The organism is Natrinema saccharevitans (assembly GCF_001953745.1).
In the GTDB taxonomy this organism is placed as follows: Archaea; Halobacteriota; Halobacteria; order Halobacteriales; family Natrialbaceae; genus Natrinema; species Natrinema saccharevitans.
The window spans coordinates 2,376,367-2,389,772 of the sequence record NZ_LWLN01000001.1; the positions used below are offsets into that span (position 1 = coordinate 2,376,367).

Consider the following 13,406-nt stretch of genomic DNA (forward strand, 5'->3'; position numbering starts at 1 on the left):
GGGGCCTTAACGGGGTCGCGGTAATTAGATATAATTAGAATGCTCGAGCGACCGGACGCGGTCCTGACGCTGATCCCCCTGCTCGCGGTCGGCGGCCTCGGGATTCGGACGCTGCTTGCGGCCCCGGCCGTCGGGGCGGGGCTGGTCACTGCACCGCTGGCCGTAGCCGGCTACCTCGCCGCGCTCGCCGTCGTCGTTCTGGAGCTGCTCGCGTGGCCGGTCGCCGAACGGGTCGGCGGCTCGTGATCGCCGACACGGCGGGCGCAGCGACCGATGCGACTCAACAGGTTTAAGAATCCGCTGCCGATAGAGACGACCACTATGGCCAAGAAAGGAAGCGTCGGTAGCGCCGGCCGCTTCGGTGCCCGCTACGGTCGCGTCGCGCGACGCCGCGTCAGCGAGATCGAAGACGACATGGAAAACGCCGAGGTCGACGGTGACGACGTCACCCGCGTCGGGACCGGCATCTGGAAGAACGAGGAGACCGGCAAGGTCTTTACCGGCGGCGCGTACCGCCCCGAGACCCCCGCCGGCCGCACCGCCCAGCGCTCGATCCGCGCTGCCCTCGCAGAGGACGACGACGAATAACCCCTTTCGGTACTCAGTATGAGTTACAAATGCTCCCGCTGTAAACGCGACGTCCAACTCGACGAGTACGGCGGCGTCCGCTGTCCCTACTGCGGCCACCGCGTCCTCCTGAAGGAACGCAGCCGCGACGTCAAGGAAGTCGACGTTCAGTAACGTGGCCGCCCACGAGGCGACCCTCGAGTTCGAATACGATCGGCCGTCGCGGGCCGCCCTCGTCGCCGAATCGGTCGCCCGCGAGATCGGCGAGATCGACGACGACCGCTCGCGGACGACCCTCGAACGGACGGACTCGCGCGTTCTCGTCGAGATCGACGCGGACGACGTCGTCGCCCTTCGCGCGGCGTTGAACACCTGGTTCTCGCTGATCGACGTCGCGGAACGGACCGCCGATGTCGGCGAGGCAGTCCTCGAGCCCCGGTAGGTCCGTCCCCCTGTACCGGCAGGCAACGGGGACTTCCTCGTCGGTTTCGAACCGGCCGTATGGCCGACCGGAACGGAACGCGGCTCGGGCTCGACGCCGCCGCCAAGCCGCTTGTGATCGCCGGCCTCGCGCTCGGTGTCGGACTCGGCGGGTTCTTCGACGGGATCGTCTTCCACCAGCTCCACCAGATCCACAACATGCTCTCGTCCTATCCGGACGCGAGCGTCGCGACCGATCTGGAACTCAACGTGATGGCCGACGGGATCTTCCACCTCGCGACCTACACCTTCACCATCACGGGCGTGGTCCTTCTGTTTCGGGCGTGGCGGTTGCCGTCGGTCTCCGCGTCCGGGCGAACGCTGCTCGGCGCGTCGATCATGGGCTGGGACGCGTTCAACCTCGTCGACCACCAACTGCTCGGGCTCCACCACGTCTGGCCCGCCGGCCCCGGCCGACGGGTGTGGCCCAGAGTAACGCGACCCGGCGTGCGTCGACCGGTTGCGATCGGACCGGAAGACAAAGCTGGCCTTTATCAGTCCGGAGGGCGACGGTCGAGACATGCAAGGAAATCTGCCTCCTGAAGCCCAGGAGAAAATCGAGCAGCTCCAGGACCTGCAGGAGACGGCACAGGAAGTCGCCGTCCAGAAGCAGGAAGCCGAATCGAACCTCACCGAGGCCAAGAACGCCCTCGACGAGCTCGAGAACATCGACGAAGGAACGACGATGTACCGCAACGTCGGCGAACTCCTCGTCGAGACCGACTACGAGCAGGCCGAGGAGGACCTCGACGAGAAAGTCGACTCGCTCGAGATCCGCCTCGAGACCCTCGAGAAGCAAGAAGAGCGCGTCCAGGACCAGTTCGAGAGCCTGCAGGAGGAACTCGAGGACATGCTCGGCGGCATGGGCGGCGGTCCGGCCGGCCCCGGCGGCCCGGGCGCTGGCGGCGCGTAAATGTCACCTGACGAGCCGTCCGACGAGACCGTCGTTCGGACGGCCGCCGACGCCGCAGAGGGCGTCATCTTTTCACAGTACAAACAGTCCGACGTGCGCGATTACGACGTCACCGTCGTCTTCGAGGACGGCGTCTTGGAAGTCGACGTCTATCTCAACGCGCCGGATGGCGAGGACGAACCCGACCCCGAACGGGTCGCCGACGACGCCGCGCTCACCGCGCGACGGGCCGTCGACGACCTGTTCGAGGCGTAGCGGCTCGGCTCAACGTAGCGGTCGGAAGCGTCCCTTCTCTCGGCTCACCGGTCCAGCGAGCCGCTGCCGACGAACGCGAGTCCGATGGCGCCGACGAACAGCACCACGCTCGCGACGGACTCCGAGAGCGGGCCGACGGAGTCACCGACGTACCCGACCGCGACGAGCGCCCCTGCGACGGTGGCCGGGATCGGGTGTGCCGCCAGTTGCTGTCCGAAGGCCCGGAACCGCCAGTAGATCATCTCGAGGCCCGAGGCGACGGTCGGCCCGAGCGGCCGGTTCTCGTCCGGGTTGTCGGCCGGTTCGAACGTCGCGAGATCGTCCTCGTCGACGGTCACGACCTCCCCGGTGTTGACCCGGCGGCCGTCGGCATCCCCGACCCGAAGCAGGGTGACAGTGTCGTCGCCCGTGCCGACGACGCGGTAGATCCCGCCCGGATAGTCGCCGTCGGTCGGCCTGACGTGATCGCGCATCGAGAGCGAATCCATTTGCCGATGGGAAGTTACCGAGCCGACGTAAACGGGGCGGATCGAGGCCGCCGAGCGGCCGGCGTCACTCCGCGGTGCGACACCAGTCGACGGCCGTCAGCGCGAGCGTCTGTGCCGTCTCGACCAGCGAATCGATCTCCACGTACTCGTCGGCGCCGTGGATGTTGTCGCCGCGCGGGCCGACCGACGGACAGGGGATGTCGTAGTAGCGGTTGTAGAATCGCTCGTCGTTGCCGGCGCTCCCGCCGGTGAACGTCGTCTCGCCGCCGGTGATCGCCTCCGCGTTCGCCCGGGCGAGCCGGACGATCTCCGCGTCGGTATCGAGTTCGTGGGGCGCGGCGTTCCAGCCGAACCACTCGATCCCGGGCGGGTGGTCCGACAGCCACTCGTCGCTCTCCGCGGCGTCCCGCACGGCCGCCTCGACGTCGGCCCGGACCTCCTCGCGCGTCTCCCCGGGCGGCCAGCCGATCCGCCCCTCGAGGACCGCCTCGGAGGGCACCGTCGAGGGCCAGTCGCCGCCCGCGATCGTCCCGACGTTCAGGTTGGTCTCGTGGCCCTCGAGTTTCGGGTTCTCTCGGAAGGCCGGTTCGTACGAGATTCGGGCCTTCCGCTCGCGGTCCAGGTCGTCGAGCGCCCGATAGAGTTTCGTCGCCTTCCCGATGGCGTTGACGCCGGCGTATCCCTGCGCGGCGTGGGCCGATTTCCCCGGCACGCGAACGCGGAAGTACATGACGCCGGCGCTCGCCATCCCGACGTTCGGGAGGCCGGAGGGTTCGGTGATGATCGCCGCGTCCGGTTGGTAGCCCCGCTCGAGCGCGGAGAGGACGCCGCCGGGGCCGCCGTCTTCTTCCTCGACGGTCGTCTGAACCGTGAGGTCGCCGGCCAGTTCGACGCCGAGGTCCTCGAGCGTCTCGACGGCGACGAGCATGGACGCGACGCCGCCGAGCATGTCGTTGCTGCCGCGGCCGTAGAGGCGGCCGTCCTCGATCGTGGCGTCCCACGGGTCGTAGCGCCACTCGCCCTCGTTGACCGGTACGACGTCGACGTGGCCGCTCAGCGTCAGCGACCGTCCGTCGCCGGTCCCCGGTCTCGTCGCCGCGACGTTCGGGCGGTCCTCGTACCCGTAGTCCGCGTACGACGACGTCTCGAAGAATCCGGGGTGGTCCCGCAGTTCCTCGACGTCGGGGTCCCACGTGTCGATCTCGAGGCCGAGCGACTCCAGCCGCGACACGACGACCTCTTGTGCGGGTTTCTCGTTGCCGGTCACGGACTCCTGAGCGATGAGCTCCCCGAGGAGATCGACGAGGTCCTCGCGCCTGTCCGCGATCCGGTCCCGAAGTACGTCCCTGTCTACGGAAGCCATAACTGTGCCATGATACGTCATGACATATACGTTCTCCGACCGTACCGTCCGGTTTGACGGTCGATACTCGAGGTACCCGACGGTCGCCGCGTCCGGGCCCCGGTCGTCGACGGGCCCGAGCGTCCGCTACGGTCGCCGTCCGCCGGGCGCGAGCAACTCGATGGGATGTGGCACGTCCCGCTCGAGCAGCGTCTCGAGCTGGTCGCCACAGGAGGTCCCCGACGCGACGACCGTGTCGGCGTCCTCGACCTGCGTCTGCAGTCGCTCGCCGACGTCCGTACTGAGTTCGTAGTACTCCCGCTTGTAGCCGAACGAGCCGGCCATGCCACAGCACTCGGCGTCGGAGGTCGCGGGCGCGTACCCGCACTGCTCGAGGACGGCCACGGTGGGGGCCTCGAGGTCGAGGGTCCGCTGCTGGCAGTGGGAGTGGTACGCGATCGGCTCCGCCCCGTCGCCGGTCGACAGCGCCGACGGGTCGGCCCCGTTCTCGAGCAGGCCGTAGACGTACTCGCAGATCTCGTAGCTGTTCTCGCGGAGTCGCTCGAACGAGGCTTCGGGCAGCAGGCGTTCGTACTCGCGGTGCATGGCCGCCAGATCGGAGGGTTCGATCACGACCACGTCCCGGCCGGCATCGAGGTCTTCGGCGACGGCGGCGTAGAGTTCGCTGGCCTGCTCGTCGGCCGTCGCGATCATCCCCTGGGAGAGCGCGGCCCGCCCGCTCTCGGGTAAGTCCGGCACGCGGACCGGCACGCCGAGCGCCTCGAGGGTCCGGACGGCCGCCTTCCCGCGGTCGACGTCGACGTAGTTCGTGTAGACGTCGGGGTAGCAGACGACCTCGCGGTCGAGGTCGGCCCCGCTGCCCCGAGCCGCGGCCTGATCCGTTCGCCGGCTCGAGGCGGCGACGCCACCTCGCTTCTCGAACCAGTCGACGAGCGACTCCCGCTGGAACGTCGGGAGGTCGCGCCGGCGGTCGATCCCGAGGGTGCGCTCGAGCGCCGAGCGGACGGGGCCGGCGTCGGCGAGCCAGTTCGAGACGGGGGCGGTCGCGCTGGCGGCTTTCGCGACGGTGCCGATGTTGCCGAAGAAGCGCTTGCCGGGGTCGAGTCCGCCTTCCTCCGCGTCGGGCGTGAGGCCGTCGACGAGGAAGTCGTAAGACTCGGGCTCGCTGCTGCGGTTCACGCGGTCCCGGACGACGGTGTTGATCCACGGGATGTCGATCTTCACCGGGCAGGCGTCGACGCAGTTCGTACAGCCGGTACAGAGGTCGTTGAACTCGGCCGCCGAGTCCTGACCGTGGACGCCGGCCTCCCAGCCGGTTGCGATCCCGCCCGAGTAGGTCTCGCCGCCGAAGCCGTGGCCCCCGACGGACTGGAAGTTGGCACACGAGTTCGAACACGCGCCACAGCGGATGCAGTACAGCGTCTCCCGGAGCTGATCGTCCTCGCGCATGTCCATCCGGCCGTTGTCCAGCAAGACGAGGTGGAAGTCCCGGTCCGGATCGCCGGTCCCGTCGGTCGTTTCCGCGCCGTCGCCGCCCGTGATCGGTTCCTCGGGCGAGTCGAAATCGAGCGTCGGCGAGTCCGTCGGCGGCGACAGCATCGTCACGTACTGGGAGATCGGCTGGCCGGTCGCGCTCTTGGCGATGATGTCGACGAACGGCTCGAGGTCCGACAGCGTCGGAATCAGTTTCTCGACGCCGGCGACCGCGACGTGGGTGTCGGGCGTGACCGCGCACTTGCGGGCGTTGCCCTCGTTGGTCACGAGCGCGATCGTCCCGCTGTCGGCGACGACGAAGTTCGCGCCGGTGATCCCGACATCGGCCTCTGTGATGCGCTCGCCGAGGTGGTCCCGGGCGAACTGCGTGAGTTCCTCGGCGGTCTCGAACGGCTCGTCGGGGTCGAACCGCTCGTTGAACAGGTCGGCGATCTCCGCGCGGGAGATGTGCATCGCCGGGCCGACGATGTGCGAGGGCGTGTCGTCGGCCACCTGCAGCACCCACTCGCCGAGGTCGGTCTCCGTGATGTCGATCCCCTCGGCCGCGAGCGCGTCGTTGAGGTCGATCTCCTCGGTCGTCATGGACTTCGATTTGACGACCGACGGCGTGTCGGTCTCCCCGGCCACCCCGTTTTCCTCGGTCCGGGTCTCGACCACGTCGGCCACGTAGGCGTTCGCGTCCGCGGCGTCGTCGGCGACGTAGACCGTGCCGCCGTTCGCCTCGACGGCCTCGCGGACCGTCTCGATCAGGTCCGGCAGCCGGTCGATGGCGTCCTCTTTGATCGCTCTGGCCTCCGTTCGCAGCGCCTCGATGTCGTCGGTCGCCGCGTAGGTCGCGCCGCGGCGCTCGTTCGAGGCGCTGGCGTGTTCGTGGATGGCCTCGCCCTCCGTCTCGAGCAGGTGACGGATGTGATCGGCCGTTTGCGCGCGCGATCGTTGGGCCATGTTATCGATCCTCCAGTACGATCACGTCGACGTCGCCGGGGCCGTGGACCCCGTGGACGAGGTTACCCATGTCGGCGGTCGCGCTTCGGCCGGTCGCGAAGACGACGCTGTCCCGGCCCGCGTCGAAGCCCTCGGCGAGGCGCTCGAAGCCGGCGCTCAGATCCGGGACGACGTCGCTCTCGGCGACGACCGCGACGTGGCGGTCCGGATAGAGGCTGATCGGCTCCGCCCCGTCTGGCGTCGACTCGATCGCGACGGTGCCGTACTCCGCGACGGCGAACCCGACCGGCGTGACGCCGGTCCGGGCCGCCTCGAGTTCCCCCGCGGTCGGCTCGGTGGTCACGCCCTCGGGGAGCGAAACGCCCTCGAACGGCAGCGGCGCGCCGACTGCCGGTTCGTCGATCGTCCGTTCGATCCGCTCGCCCGCGTCGGCGGCCGACACGCGCTCGAGTCCCACCTCGAGTCCCTCGAGTGCGCGTTCGAACCGACCGACAGTGTCGACTGTCATTGGTTCCCACATCCGGGCGGACCGGCAAGAGCGTGACGGTCGGACCGGTGTCGTCCGATTTGTCGGGGCCGTCGGTTCAAGCGCAGTACCGTTGGATTTACTCGCGATCTATCGAGTTCCATTGTGTGAGCTACTTCCACCCGTTCGGAAAAGGTGTGGTGTAGTTCCCATGAGTGATACACAACTCGGCACCCACGAGTGGTGGGAGTCGTACAAGGAGACGGTAAACGGCGATCCGGAACTGGACGTCAGGGGACACGACGAGTTTTCCGAGAACTTCTACGTGGAGATCGGCGACGAGCGCGTGCTCCTCGAGATGAGCGGTGGCGAGATCGAGAACCTCGTTCCGAACCCGACGATGAACCATCAATGGTCGTTCGGCGTCGAAGGCGACCGAGAGGCGTGGGAAGAGTTCATTCAAGAGACGCCGCCCGCGTTCAACCACGAGATCATCGCCTCGCATTACCGGAGTGCGGTCCGTAACGAAGATGGCCACCTGCAGTTGACCGGCGACAACAAGAGGATCTTCCAGCACCTCCGCGCGTTCCAGCGGACGCTCGATCTGATGCGAGTCGCACACAACGACGGGGGGAGCTGAGTATGGCGGGAAGCTACCAGCCGGGCGACGTCGAACCGATCAGCGGCTCGTACGTCCACGTGGAAGTGGAGGGCGTCGACCACCGGATCTATTTCGAGGAGAACGGCCCCGAAGACGGGATTCCGCTGCTCTGTCAGCACACCGCCGGCAATAACTGTCAGGAGTGGCGCCACCTCCTGACCGACGACGAGATAACCGAGGAGTTCCGCGTCATCGCCCACGACTTGCCCTACCACGGGAAATCGGTTCCGCCGACCACCCAGGACTGGTGGACCGAGGACTACACGATGACGGCCGAGAAGTTCACCGAGACGCTCGTCAACCTTGCCGACGCGCTCGACCTCGAGGATCCGATCTACATGGGCTCGAGCATGGGCGGCAACATCGCGCTCGAGTTGGCCGACTGGTATCCCGAGCGGTTCCGGGCGCTGATCGGCCTCGAGTGCGGTGCCCACAGCCCGGGCTTTTACATCGATTGGCTCGATCACCCCGAGGTAAACACGACGGAGGTCAACGCCTACGCCTGCTGGGGGCTGATGGCTCCCCAGAGCCCCGAGCAAACGAAACGCGAGACGATGTACCTCTACGAGCAGGGTGCGACGGGCGTGTTCAAGGGCGACCTCTACTACTACTCCGTCGACCATGACTACCGCGACAAGCTCGAAGAGGTCAACGCCGACGAGTGCCCCCTCTACATCGCCAACGGGGAGTACGACTATCTGACCACGCCGGAGGACGGCCGCCAGACCGCCGAAGGGATCGGCGAGGGCGCGACCGCGATCGAGTTCGCCGAGATCGGTCACTTCCCGATGAGCGAACACCCGGAGCTGTTCAACGCCTACGTTCGCGAGGTCCTCGCCGACGTCACCGGTGACCGAGACGACGAGCTTCCGGACGTCCTCGAACCCGACGACGTCGGGATCGAACTCCACCAGAAGGGGCCGGCCCGGGAGACGGAGACCGACTAGCGGCTCACTTCTCCGGGCAATCGAATCGCGTTGCGGCTCCGTCTCGGCTTTTCGAGCGGACCGATCGACGGGTGCGTGAGACGCAAGAGCTTTATTGTCCGTGTCTAGTTCTCACGTAACACCCGCTATGCCGGACAAGACGCGCGGTTCCAACGGAGTCGCCGAACAGGAAACCGACGATGGCACCGTTCGCATCTTCGATACGGAAAACGATGCGGCCTGGCTCGAATCCGACACGACGCTCTCGATCGCCTGGCAGACCTGAAAAGGGAGTCCGAGCGGCCGGAACGCGGTTTTTGAACGGTCCCTCGAGGGAGCGGGTCCAACCGGTCGCGGCCTCGAGACGAGGTGATCGGGGTCGACGACGCCTACCGCGACTCGCAGATCGCCAGGAAGTTCTCGAAGATCTCCTCGCCCTCCTCGGTGTGGGCGACCTCGGGATGCCACTGGACGCCGTAGAGGTCGCGGTCGGTGTCGCTCATCGCCTCGACGTCACAGACGTCGCTTCGCGCGGTCAGCTCGAACCCCGCGGGCAGTTCGGTGACCTCGTCGGCGTGGCTCGCCCAGACGCGGGTCTCGGGGTGCAAGGAGCCGGTCAGCGGGTCGTCGTCGTCGACGATGTCGACCGTCACGTCCGCGTAGCCGCCGTACTCGCCGCTGCCGACGCTGCCGCCCAGTTCCGCGGCGATCAGTTGCATCCCCAGACAGATACCGAGTACCGGCACGTCCGCCTCGAGATACGCGGCGGACTTCCCGATCCGGTCCATATCGGGGCCGCCCGAGAGGACGACGCCGTCGGCGTCGACCTCCTCGGGAGGCGTGTCGTTGTCTACGATCTCCGTGTCGACGCCGAGGTCGCGAAGCGCCCGGCCCTCGAGGTGGGTGAACTGTCCGTGGTTGTCCACCACGACGATCTTCGTCATTGGGTGTCCGTAGCGGACGACCCGATAAAAGCGGTCCGGAACGCGCTCTCGCGAGTCCTCTCGTCTGCAGGACCCGCCTCGCTCTGCGGGAGTACCGCGAACGGTATCGAGATGTCGGCCGCCCACTCCACACGGCGGAAACGCGCCGCCGCGAGTCGCGCGTTCCGGTACGTTTATGCGTTCGTCGCCGGATACCAACGGTATGGCAGTCGATCTCGGCCAATTCGATCATCCGTCGTGGCTCACCGTGGCGGGGACCGGCCTCGGGTACGCGCTGATCCTCGTCGTACTGACGCTGGCCATGTTCATCGTACCGTGGCTCGTCTTCTCGGCGCTGTAGGCGACGGCCCCAAGTCCCGTTCGATCGGTTCTCGCGACCGTCACGACCGCCGAGGAGTAGGGCCAGATACTACTCCCTCGACGTGGACGGTCGCCTGTGAGCGACCACACGCAGCGACTCGAGCCCGAGCGGGGCGACGGGACGAAGCCGTGGCCGCTCTTCGTGGCCCTCGGCCTCGCCGGCTCCGAGGTCGGCATCGTCGTCGGCCTCGGTCCCGTCGCCGTCGCCGGCCTCGTGGTCTTTGCCGCCAGCCTCGCCGGAATCCTGGTTGACGCCGGCTACGTCGATCGGCCGCTTCCGTTCGCGGCAAAAACGGGCGCGGCGTTCGTGGCCGTCGGCGCGATACTGGCCGCCCACGGGACCGGAACGGTATCGATCGCCCTCCTCGAGCCCCTTACGGGGCTCGCGAGCAGGGGCGTTGCGCTGCTCGTCGCCGGGATCGCGACGCTCGTCGGCGCTGGCCTGCTGTGGACGCGGCGACCGGCGGACGAGCGTCCCGACCGATAGACACTGACTCACTCGAGAACACACAATGAGCAGACGCGCCTTCGACGCCGAAGTCACGCTCGATCTCGCGGTGAACCTGCTGCCGTTCCTGATCATGGCGTTTTTCGTCGGCGTCTTCGCCGTGTTCAACCCGTGGGGGGTCGACCCGCTCCAGTCGGCGCTCCAGTTTTCGATCCTGTTCGCGACGATGGGCGCGCTCGCGGTCGCGACCTATCTGGCCGCGCGGGCGATCGAAACCGACGACCGGACCCGCCACGACGCGGGCGACTCCTGACCGGCGGTCAGTTGATCACCAACACGAACCCGGTGATCGCCATCAGGACGGCGATGCCGACCAAGAGGAGTAAGAACAGTTCCTTCTCCGCGAGTCGGCCTCGAGCGCCCCGAGCGGTCCCGTCGTCGATCTCGTCCGAAGCCATCCTCACGGCGGCTACACCGCGGCCCCAAAAGAGCGTTTCCCGGGCCGGTGTAATCGCCTCCACCGTCACGGTCGTGGTCGGTCCCGATTTCGCGCCCCTCAGGCCAGCCCGATCTCCTCGCTGTAGGCCCCGTACCGCTCCTCGAAGACGGCCATGATCTCGCCCATCGTCGCGTAGGCCTTCACCGCGTCGACGATGTACGGCATCGTGTTCTCGCCGCGCTCGCAGGCCTCGTCGAGCGCCTCGAGCGCGTCCTCGACGGCCGCGTCGTCCCGGTCTGCCTTGACCGACTCGAGGCGCTCGAGTTGGCGCTCGGCGGTCGCCTCGTCGATCTGTAGGATGTCGGGGCTAGTGTCTTCCTCCAGTGTGTACTCGTTGACGCCGACGACGATCTCCCCGCCGCGCTCGACGCGTTCCTGGTACTCGTAGGAGGCCTCCTGAATCTCCCGGAGGAAGTAGCCGTCCCCGATGCCGTTGAGGATCCCGTCCCGGACCGACCCGTTGCCCATCTCGCGGATCTCCTCGATGTAGGCCATCGCCGTCGCCTCGATCTCGTCGGTGAGCGCCTCGACGGCGAAGGAGCCGCCCATGGGGTCGACGATGTCGGCCGCGCCGGACTCCTCGGCGATGATCTGCTGGGTTCGCAGGGCGACCCGGACGGCCTTCTCGCCGGGCAGGGCCAGCGCCTCGTCGAAGCTGTTGGTATGCAGCGACTGGGTGCCCCCGAGGACGCCGGCCAGCGCCTGAATCGTCACCCGGGCGACGTTGTTCAGCGGCTGCTGGGCGGTCAGCGACTGGCCCGCCGTCTGCGTGTGGAATTTCAGCCGCTTGGATTCGTCGGCCGCGGCGTCGTACCAGTCGTCCATCACCCGGGCGTAGATCCGTCGCGCCGCCCGGAACTTCGCAATCTCCTCGAAGAAGGAGTTGTGACAGTTGAAGAAAAAGGACAGTCGTGGAGCGAACTCGTCGACATCGAGGCCGCGTTCGACGGCGTCCTCGACGTAGCCGAAGCCGTCCGCGAGGGTGAAGGCCAACTCCTGGGCCGCCGTCGAGCCCGCCTCGCGGATGTGATAGCCCGAGACCGAGATCGGGTGGAACTTCGGCGTCTCGGCCGTGCTGAACTCGACGACGTCGGTGACGAGATCGAGCGACGGCTCGGGCGGGATCACCCACTCCTTCTGGGCGATGAACTCCTTGAACATGTCGTTCTGGAGGGTGCCCCGCAGCTGCTGGCGGTCGACGCCGCGCCGGTCGGCCAGCGCGACGTACATCGCGTAGATCACCGGCGCGGAGGGGTTGATCGTGAACGAAGTCGAGATTGCCGCGAGATCGATCCCCTCGAAGAGGATCTCCATGTCCCGCAGCGTGTCGACGGCGACGCCTTCCTTGCCGATCTCGCCCTCGCTCATGGGGTCGTCCGAGTCCAGCCCCATCAGCGAGGGCATGTCGAACGCCACCGAGAGGCCGGTCTGGCCCTCGTCGATCAGGTAGTGAAACCGCTCGTTGGTCTCCTCGGCGGTTCCGAAGCCGGCGAACTGCCGCATCGTCCAGGTCCGTCCGCGATACATCGTCGGATACGGCCCGCGGGTGTACGGTTCCTCGCCCGGGAATCCCAGGTCCTCGCGGTAGTCGAGATCCGAGACGTCGTCGGGCGTGTAGAGTCGATCGACCTCGTGATTCGACACCGTCGCGAACCGCTCCTTTCGCTCACCGCGGCGCTCGAGGGTGGGCGCGAGCGTCTCCCGCTCCCACTCGTCGGCCGCCTCGCGGATCGCCTCGAGGTCCTCGTCGTCGTACATGCTCGTAATATTTGCCGCCACCGTCAATGAAGGTTCGGGGCGACGGACCGCGCTGAGAACGCCGCCGTTCGGGCACGGAGGCGAAATTAGGCGTGTCGATGATCGCGTCGAGCAGTGAGAATATCGTCGGCCCAGTCGACGTCGACGCGGTGACGGGGCGTTCCCGAGAGCCCGTCGCGGCTGACGATCTCGAACGTCCGGTTCCGGGCGTCGGGGGTAAACGGTGCGGCCGCCATGACCCGTGCGACGTCCGCCCGGGGGATCGAACCGGCGACGGAGTCCCCGCCCTGCCCGACGATGACGTCGCCGCTCGGCGGGTCGTCCGTGAGCCGTCCCGGACGCACGATCGTGTACCCAAGCCCCGATCGGCGCAACGCGGTCTCGGCGTCCCGTTTGGCCCGGAGTGACCCTCGGAGCAAGAGCCGGGCCGGGAGCGACAACCCCGCCTTCGAGTCGCCGACCCCGATCGCGCTCTCGAAGACGAAGTACGAAACCTCCGCGGCGACGGCGGCGGTGACGAGGTTGATGACGCCGGTCCGATCGACCAGTTTGGTGCCGATCGTGTGGCGCAGGCTCGGCGGCGTTCCGAGCGCACAGCAGACGAGGTCACAGTCCTCGACGGCCGCGACGGCGTCGCCCGAGTCGAAAAAGTCGGCGACGACCACCTCGTCGGCCCCGTGGCGCCCGAGCGCGTCGACGTTTCCGTAGGAGCGCGTGGTCGCACGGACGGTGAGATCGGTCGGGCGGAGGACGGACAGCAGTTCCTCGCCGGTGGCCCCGCTGGCACCGGCGACGAGGACGCGGTCGAGTGGCTGTGAGTCGGTCATCGAGTCAGTTAC

General features: G+C 67.6%; 21 protein-coding genes. 13 read left to right on the plus strand and 8 right to left on the minus strand.

The window, feature by feature from the left end; translation table 11 throughout:
- Positions 1-39 precede the first annotated feature (39 nt).
- The 7 genes from A6E15_RS12060 (at position 40) to A6E15_RS12090 (ending at position 2,215) form a co-directional block, all read left to right on the plus strand.
- Entirely contained in the window at positions 40-246 is a 207-nt protein-coding gene (locus A6E15_RS12060; RefSeq protein ID WP_076146519.1) for a hypothetical protein, read from the plus strand.
- 75 nt (positions 247-321) lie between these two features.
- The gene (locus tag A6E15_RS12065; RefSeq protein ID WP_006181150.1) at positions 322-588 is read left to right on the plus strand and encodes an eL43 family ribosomal protein; all 267 of its coding nucleotides are present in this window, start codon (positions 322-324) and stop codon (positions 586-588) included.
- Between the two features lie 18 nt (positions 589-606).
- The gene (locus A6E15_RS12070; RefSeq protein WP_006181151.1) at positions 607-741 is read left to right on the plus strand and encodes a DNA-directed RNA polymerase subunit P; all 135 of its coding nucleotides are present in this window, start codon (positions 607-609) and stop codon (positions 739-741) included.
- Between the two features lies 1 nt (position 742).
- Complete coding sequence (locus tag A6E15_RS12075; protein ID WP_076146521.1) at positions 743-1,009, plus strand: KEOPS complex subunit Pcc1; 267 nt, start codon at positions 743-745, stop codon at positions 1,007-1,009.
- Between the two features lie 59 nt (positions 1,010-1,068).
- Positions 1,069-1,590 carry a DUF2243 domain-containing protein gene (locus tag A6E15_RS12080; protein WP_245800572.1) on the plus strand — a complete coding sequence of 174 codons (522 nt, stop codon included), beginning with the start codon at positions 1,069-1,071 and terminating at the stop codon, positions 1,588-1,590.
- The gene (locus A6E15_RS12085) at positions 1,568-1,960 is read left to right on the plus strand and encodes a prefoldin subunit beta (protein ID WP_015299147.1); all 393 of its coding nucleotides are present in this window, start codon (positions 1,568-1,570) and stop codon (positions 1,958-1,960) included. Before A6E15_RS12080 ends, A6E15_RS12085 begins: the two co-directional genes overlap by 23 nt.
- A complete protein-coding gene (locus A6E15_RS12090) occupies positions 1,961-2,215 on the plus strand; it encodes a DUF3194 domain-containing protein (RefSeq protein ID WP_076146523.1) in 255 nt (84 codons plus the stop codon). It abuts the gene before it with no gap.
- A 44-nt stretch (positions 2,216-2,259) separates the two neighbouring features.
- Here A6E15_RS12090 and A6E15_RS12095 read toward each other — a convergent pair whose 3' ends face one another.
- The 4 genes from A6E15_RS12095 to A6E15_RS12110 form a co-directional block, all read right to left on the minus strand.
- On the minus strand, positions 2,260-2,703 hold the full coding sequence (locus tag A6E15_RS12095; protein WP_076146525.1) for a hypothetical protein: 444 nt from the start codon (positions 2,701-2,703) through the stop codon (positions 2,260-2,262).
- A gap of 64 nt (positions 2,704-2,767) precedes the next feature.
- Entirely contained in the window at positions 2,768-4,066 is a 1,299-nt protein-coding gene (locus A6E15_RS12100; protein WP_076146527.1) for an ArgE/DapE family deacylase, read from the minus strand.
- A gap of 126 nt (positions 4,067-4,192) precedes the next feature.
- Entirely contained in the window at positions 4,193-6,505 is a 2,313-nt protein-coding gene (locus A6E15_RS12105; protein WP_076146529.1) for an LUD domain-containing protein, read from the minus strand.
- A 1-nt stretch (position 6,506) separates the two neighbouring features.
- Positions 6,507-7,013, minus strand: coding sequence for an LUD domain-containing protein (locus A6E15_RS12110; protein ID WP_076146530.1), 507 nt, complete (start codon positions 7,011-7,013; stop codon positions 6,507-6,509).
- Positions 7,014-7,182: 169 nt separating this feature from the next.
- Between A6E15_RS12110 and A6E15_RS21425 the strand changes: the two genes are divergently transcribed.
- The 3 genes from A6E15_RS21425 (at position 7,183) to A6E15_RS20995 (ending at position 8,844) form a co-directional block, all read left to right on the plus strand.
- The gene (locus A6E15_RS21425; protein WP_076146532.1) at positions 7,183-7,611 is read left to right on the plus strand and encodes a hypothetical protein; all 429 of its coding nucleotides are present in this window, start codon (positions 7,183-7,185) and stop codon (positions 7,609-7,611) included.
- 2 nt (positions 7,612-7,613) lie between these two features.
- On the plus strand, positions 7,614-8,579 hold the full coding sequence (locus A6E15_RS12120) for an alpha/beta fold hydrolase (protein WP_076146534.1): 966 nt from the start codon (positions 7,614-7,616) through the stop codon (positions 8,577-8,579).
- A 127-nt stretch (positions 8,580-8,706) separates the two neighbouring features.
- A complete protein-coding gene (locus tag A6E15_RS20995) occupies positions 8,707-8,844 on the plus strand; it encodes a DUF7331 family protein (protein ID WP_175607250.1) in 138 nt (45 codons plus the stop codon).
- Between the two features lie 103 nt (positions 8,845-8,947).
- On the opposite strand, the gene A6E15_RS12125 is transcribed toward A6E15_RS20995, so the two are convergent.
- The gene (locus A6E15_RS12125; protein WP_076146535.1) at positions 8,948-9,502 is read right to left on the minus strand and encodes a GMP synthase subunit A; all 555 of its coding nucleotides are present in this window, start codon (positions 9,500-9,502) and stop codon (positions 8,948-8,950) included.
- Positions 9,503-9,704: 202 nt separating this feature from the next.
- Here A6E15_RS12125 and A6E15_RS21000 point away from each other — a divergent pair, with 202 nt between their 5' ends.
- From A6E15_RS21000 to A6E15_RS12135, 3 genes are all read left to right on the plus strand, one after another.
- The gene (locus tag A6E15_RS21000) at positions 9,705-9,842 is read left to right on the plus strand and encodes a hypothetical protein (RefSeq protein WP_175607251.1); all 138 of its coding nucleotides are present in this window, start codon (positions 9,705-9,707) and stop codon (positions 9,840-9,842) included.
- A gap of 96 nt (positions 9,843-9,938) precedes the next feature.
- Positions 9,939-10,349: a DUF7541 family protein gene (locus A6E15_RS12130; RefSeq protein ID WP_076146537.1), complete on the plus strand. Its 411-nt coding sequence runs from the start codon at positions 9,939-9,941 to the stop codon at positions 10,347-10,349.
- 25 nt (positions 10,350-10,374) lie between these two features.
- Complete coding sequence (locus A6E15_RS12135; RefSeq protein ID WP_076146539.1) at positions 10,375-10,623, plus strand: DUF6684 family protein; 249 nt, start codon at positions 10,375-10,377, stop codon at positions 10,621-10,623.
- A 7-nt stretch (positions 10,624-10,630) separates the two neighbouring features.
- Here the strand turns inward: A6E15_RS12135 and A6E15_RS21005 are convergent, their stop codons facing one another.
- From A6E15_RS21005 to A6E15_RS12145, 3 genes are all read right to left on the minus strand, one after another.
- Entirely contained in the window at positions 10,631-10,768 is a 138-nt protein-coding gene (locus A6E15_RS21005) for a hypothetical protein (protein WP_175607252.1), read from the minus strand.
- Positions 10,769-10,866: 98 nt separating this feature from the next.
- Positions 10,867-12,567: a methylmalonyl-CoA mutase family protein gene (locus A6E15_RS12140; protein ID WP_076146541.1), complete on the minus strand. Its 1,701-nt coding sequence runs from the start codon at positions 12,565-12,567 to the stop codon at positions 10,867-10,869.
- Between the two features lie 86 nt (positions 12,568-12,653).
- The gene (locus A6E15_RS12145; RefSeq protein ID WP_076146542.1) at positions 12,654-13,394 is read right to left on the minus strand and encodes an SDR family oxidoreductase; all 741 of its coding nucleotides are present in this window, start codon (positions 13,392-13,394) and stop codon (positions 12,654-12,656) included.
- Positions 13,395-13,406 lie beyond the last annotated feature (12 nt).

Coding starts and splice junctions, on each gene's coding strand:
- A6E15_RS12060 (WP_076146519.1), top strand. CDS start 40: ATGCTCGAGCGACCGGACGCGGTCCTGACGCTGATCCCCCTGCTCGCG.
- A6E15_RS12065 (WP_006181150.1), top strand. CDS start 322: ATGGCCAAGAAAGGAAGCGTCGGTAGCGCCGGCCGCTTCGGTGCCCGC.
- A6E15_RS12070 (WP_006181151.1), top strand. CDS start 607: ATGAGTTACAAATGCTCCCGCTGTAAACGCGACGTCCAACTCGACGAG.
- A6E15_RS12080 (WP_245800572.1), top strand. CDS start 1,069: ATGGCCGACCGGAACGGAACGCGGCTCGGGCTCGACGCCGCCGCCAAG.
- A6E15_RS12085 (WP_015299147.1), top strand. CDS start 1,568: ATGCAAGGAAATCTGCCTCCTGAAGCCCAGGAGAAAATCGAGCAGCTC.
- A6E15_RS12090 (WP_076146523.1), top strand. CDS start 1,961: ATGTCACCTGACGAGCCGTCCGACGAGACCGTCGTTCGGACGGCCGCC.
- A6E15_RS12095 (WP_076146525.1), bottom strand. CDS start 2,703: ATGGATTCGCTCTCGATGCGCGATCACGTCAGGCCGACCGACGGCGAC.
- A6E15_RS12100 (WP_076146527.1), bottom strand. CDS start 4,066: ATGGCTTCCGTAGACAGGGACGTACTTCGGGACCGGATCGCGGACAGG.
- A6E15_RS12105 (WP_076146529.1), bottom strand. CDS start 6,505: ATGGCCCAACGATCGCGCGCGCAAACGGCCGATCACATCCGTCACCTG.
- A6E15_RS12110 (WP_076146530.1), bottom strand. CDS start 7,013: ATGACAGTCGACACTGTCGGTCGGTTCGAACGCGCACTCGAGGGACTC.
- A6E15_RS21425 (WP_076146532.1), top strand. CDS start 7,183: ATGAGTGATACACAACTCGGCACCCACGAGTGGTGGGAGTCGTACAAG.
- A6E15_RS12120 (WP_076146534.1), top strand. CDS start 7,614: ATGGCGGGAAGCTACCAGCCGGGCGACGTCGAACCGATCAGCGGCTCG.
- A6E15_RS20995 (WP_175607250.1), top strand. CDS start 8,707: ATGCCGGACAAGACGCGCGGTTCCAACGGAGTCGCCGAACAGGAAACC.
- A6E15_RS12125 (WP_076146535.1), bottom strand. CDS start 9,502: ATGACGAAGATCGTCGTGGTGGACAACCACGGACAGTTCACCCACCTC.
- A6E15_RS21000 (WP_175607251.1), top strand. CDS start 9,705: ATGGCAGTCGATCTCGGCCAATTCGATCATCCGTCGTGGCTCACCGTG.
- A6E15_RS12135 (WP_076146539.1), top strand. CDS start 10,375: ATGAGCAGACGCGCCTTCGACGCCGAAGTCACGCTCGATCTCGCGGTG.
- A6E15_RS21005 (WP_175607252.1), bottom strand. CDS start 10,768: ATGGCTTCGGACGAGATCGACGACGGGACCGCTCGGGGCGCTCGAGGC.
- A6E15_RS12140 (WP_076146541.1), bottom strand. CDS start 12,567: ATGTACGACGACGAGGACCTCGAGGCGATCCGCGAGGCGGCCGACGAG.
- A6E15_RS12145 (WP_076146542.1), bottom strand. CDS start 13,394: ATGACCGACTCACAGCCACTCGACCGCGTCCTCGTCGCCGGTGCCAGC.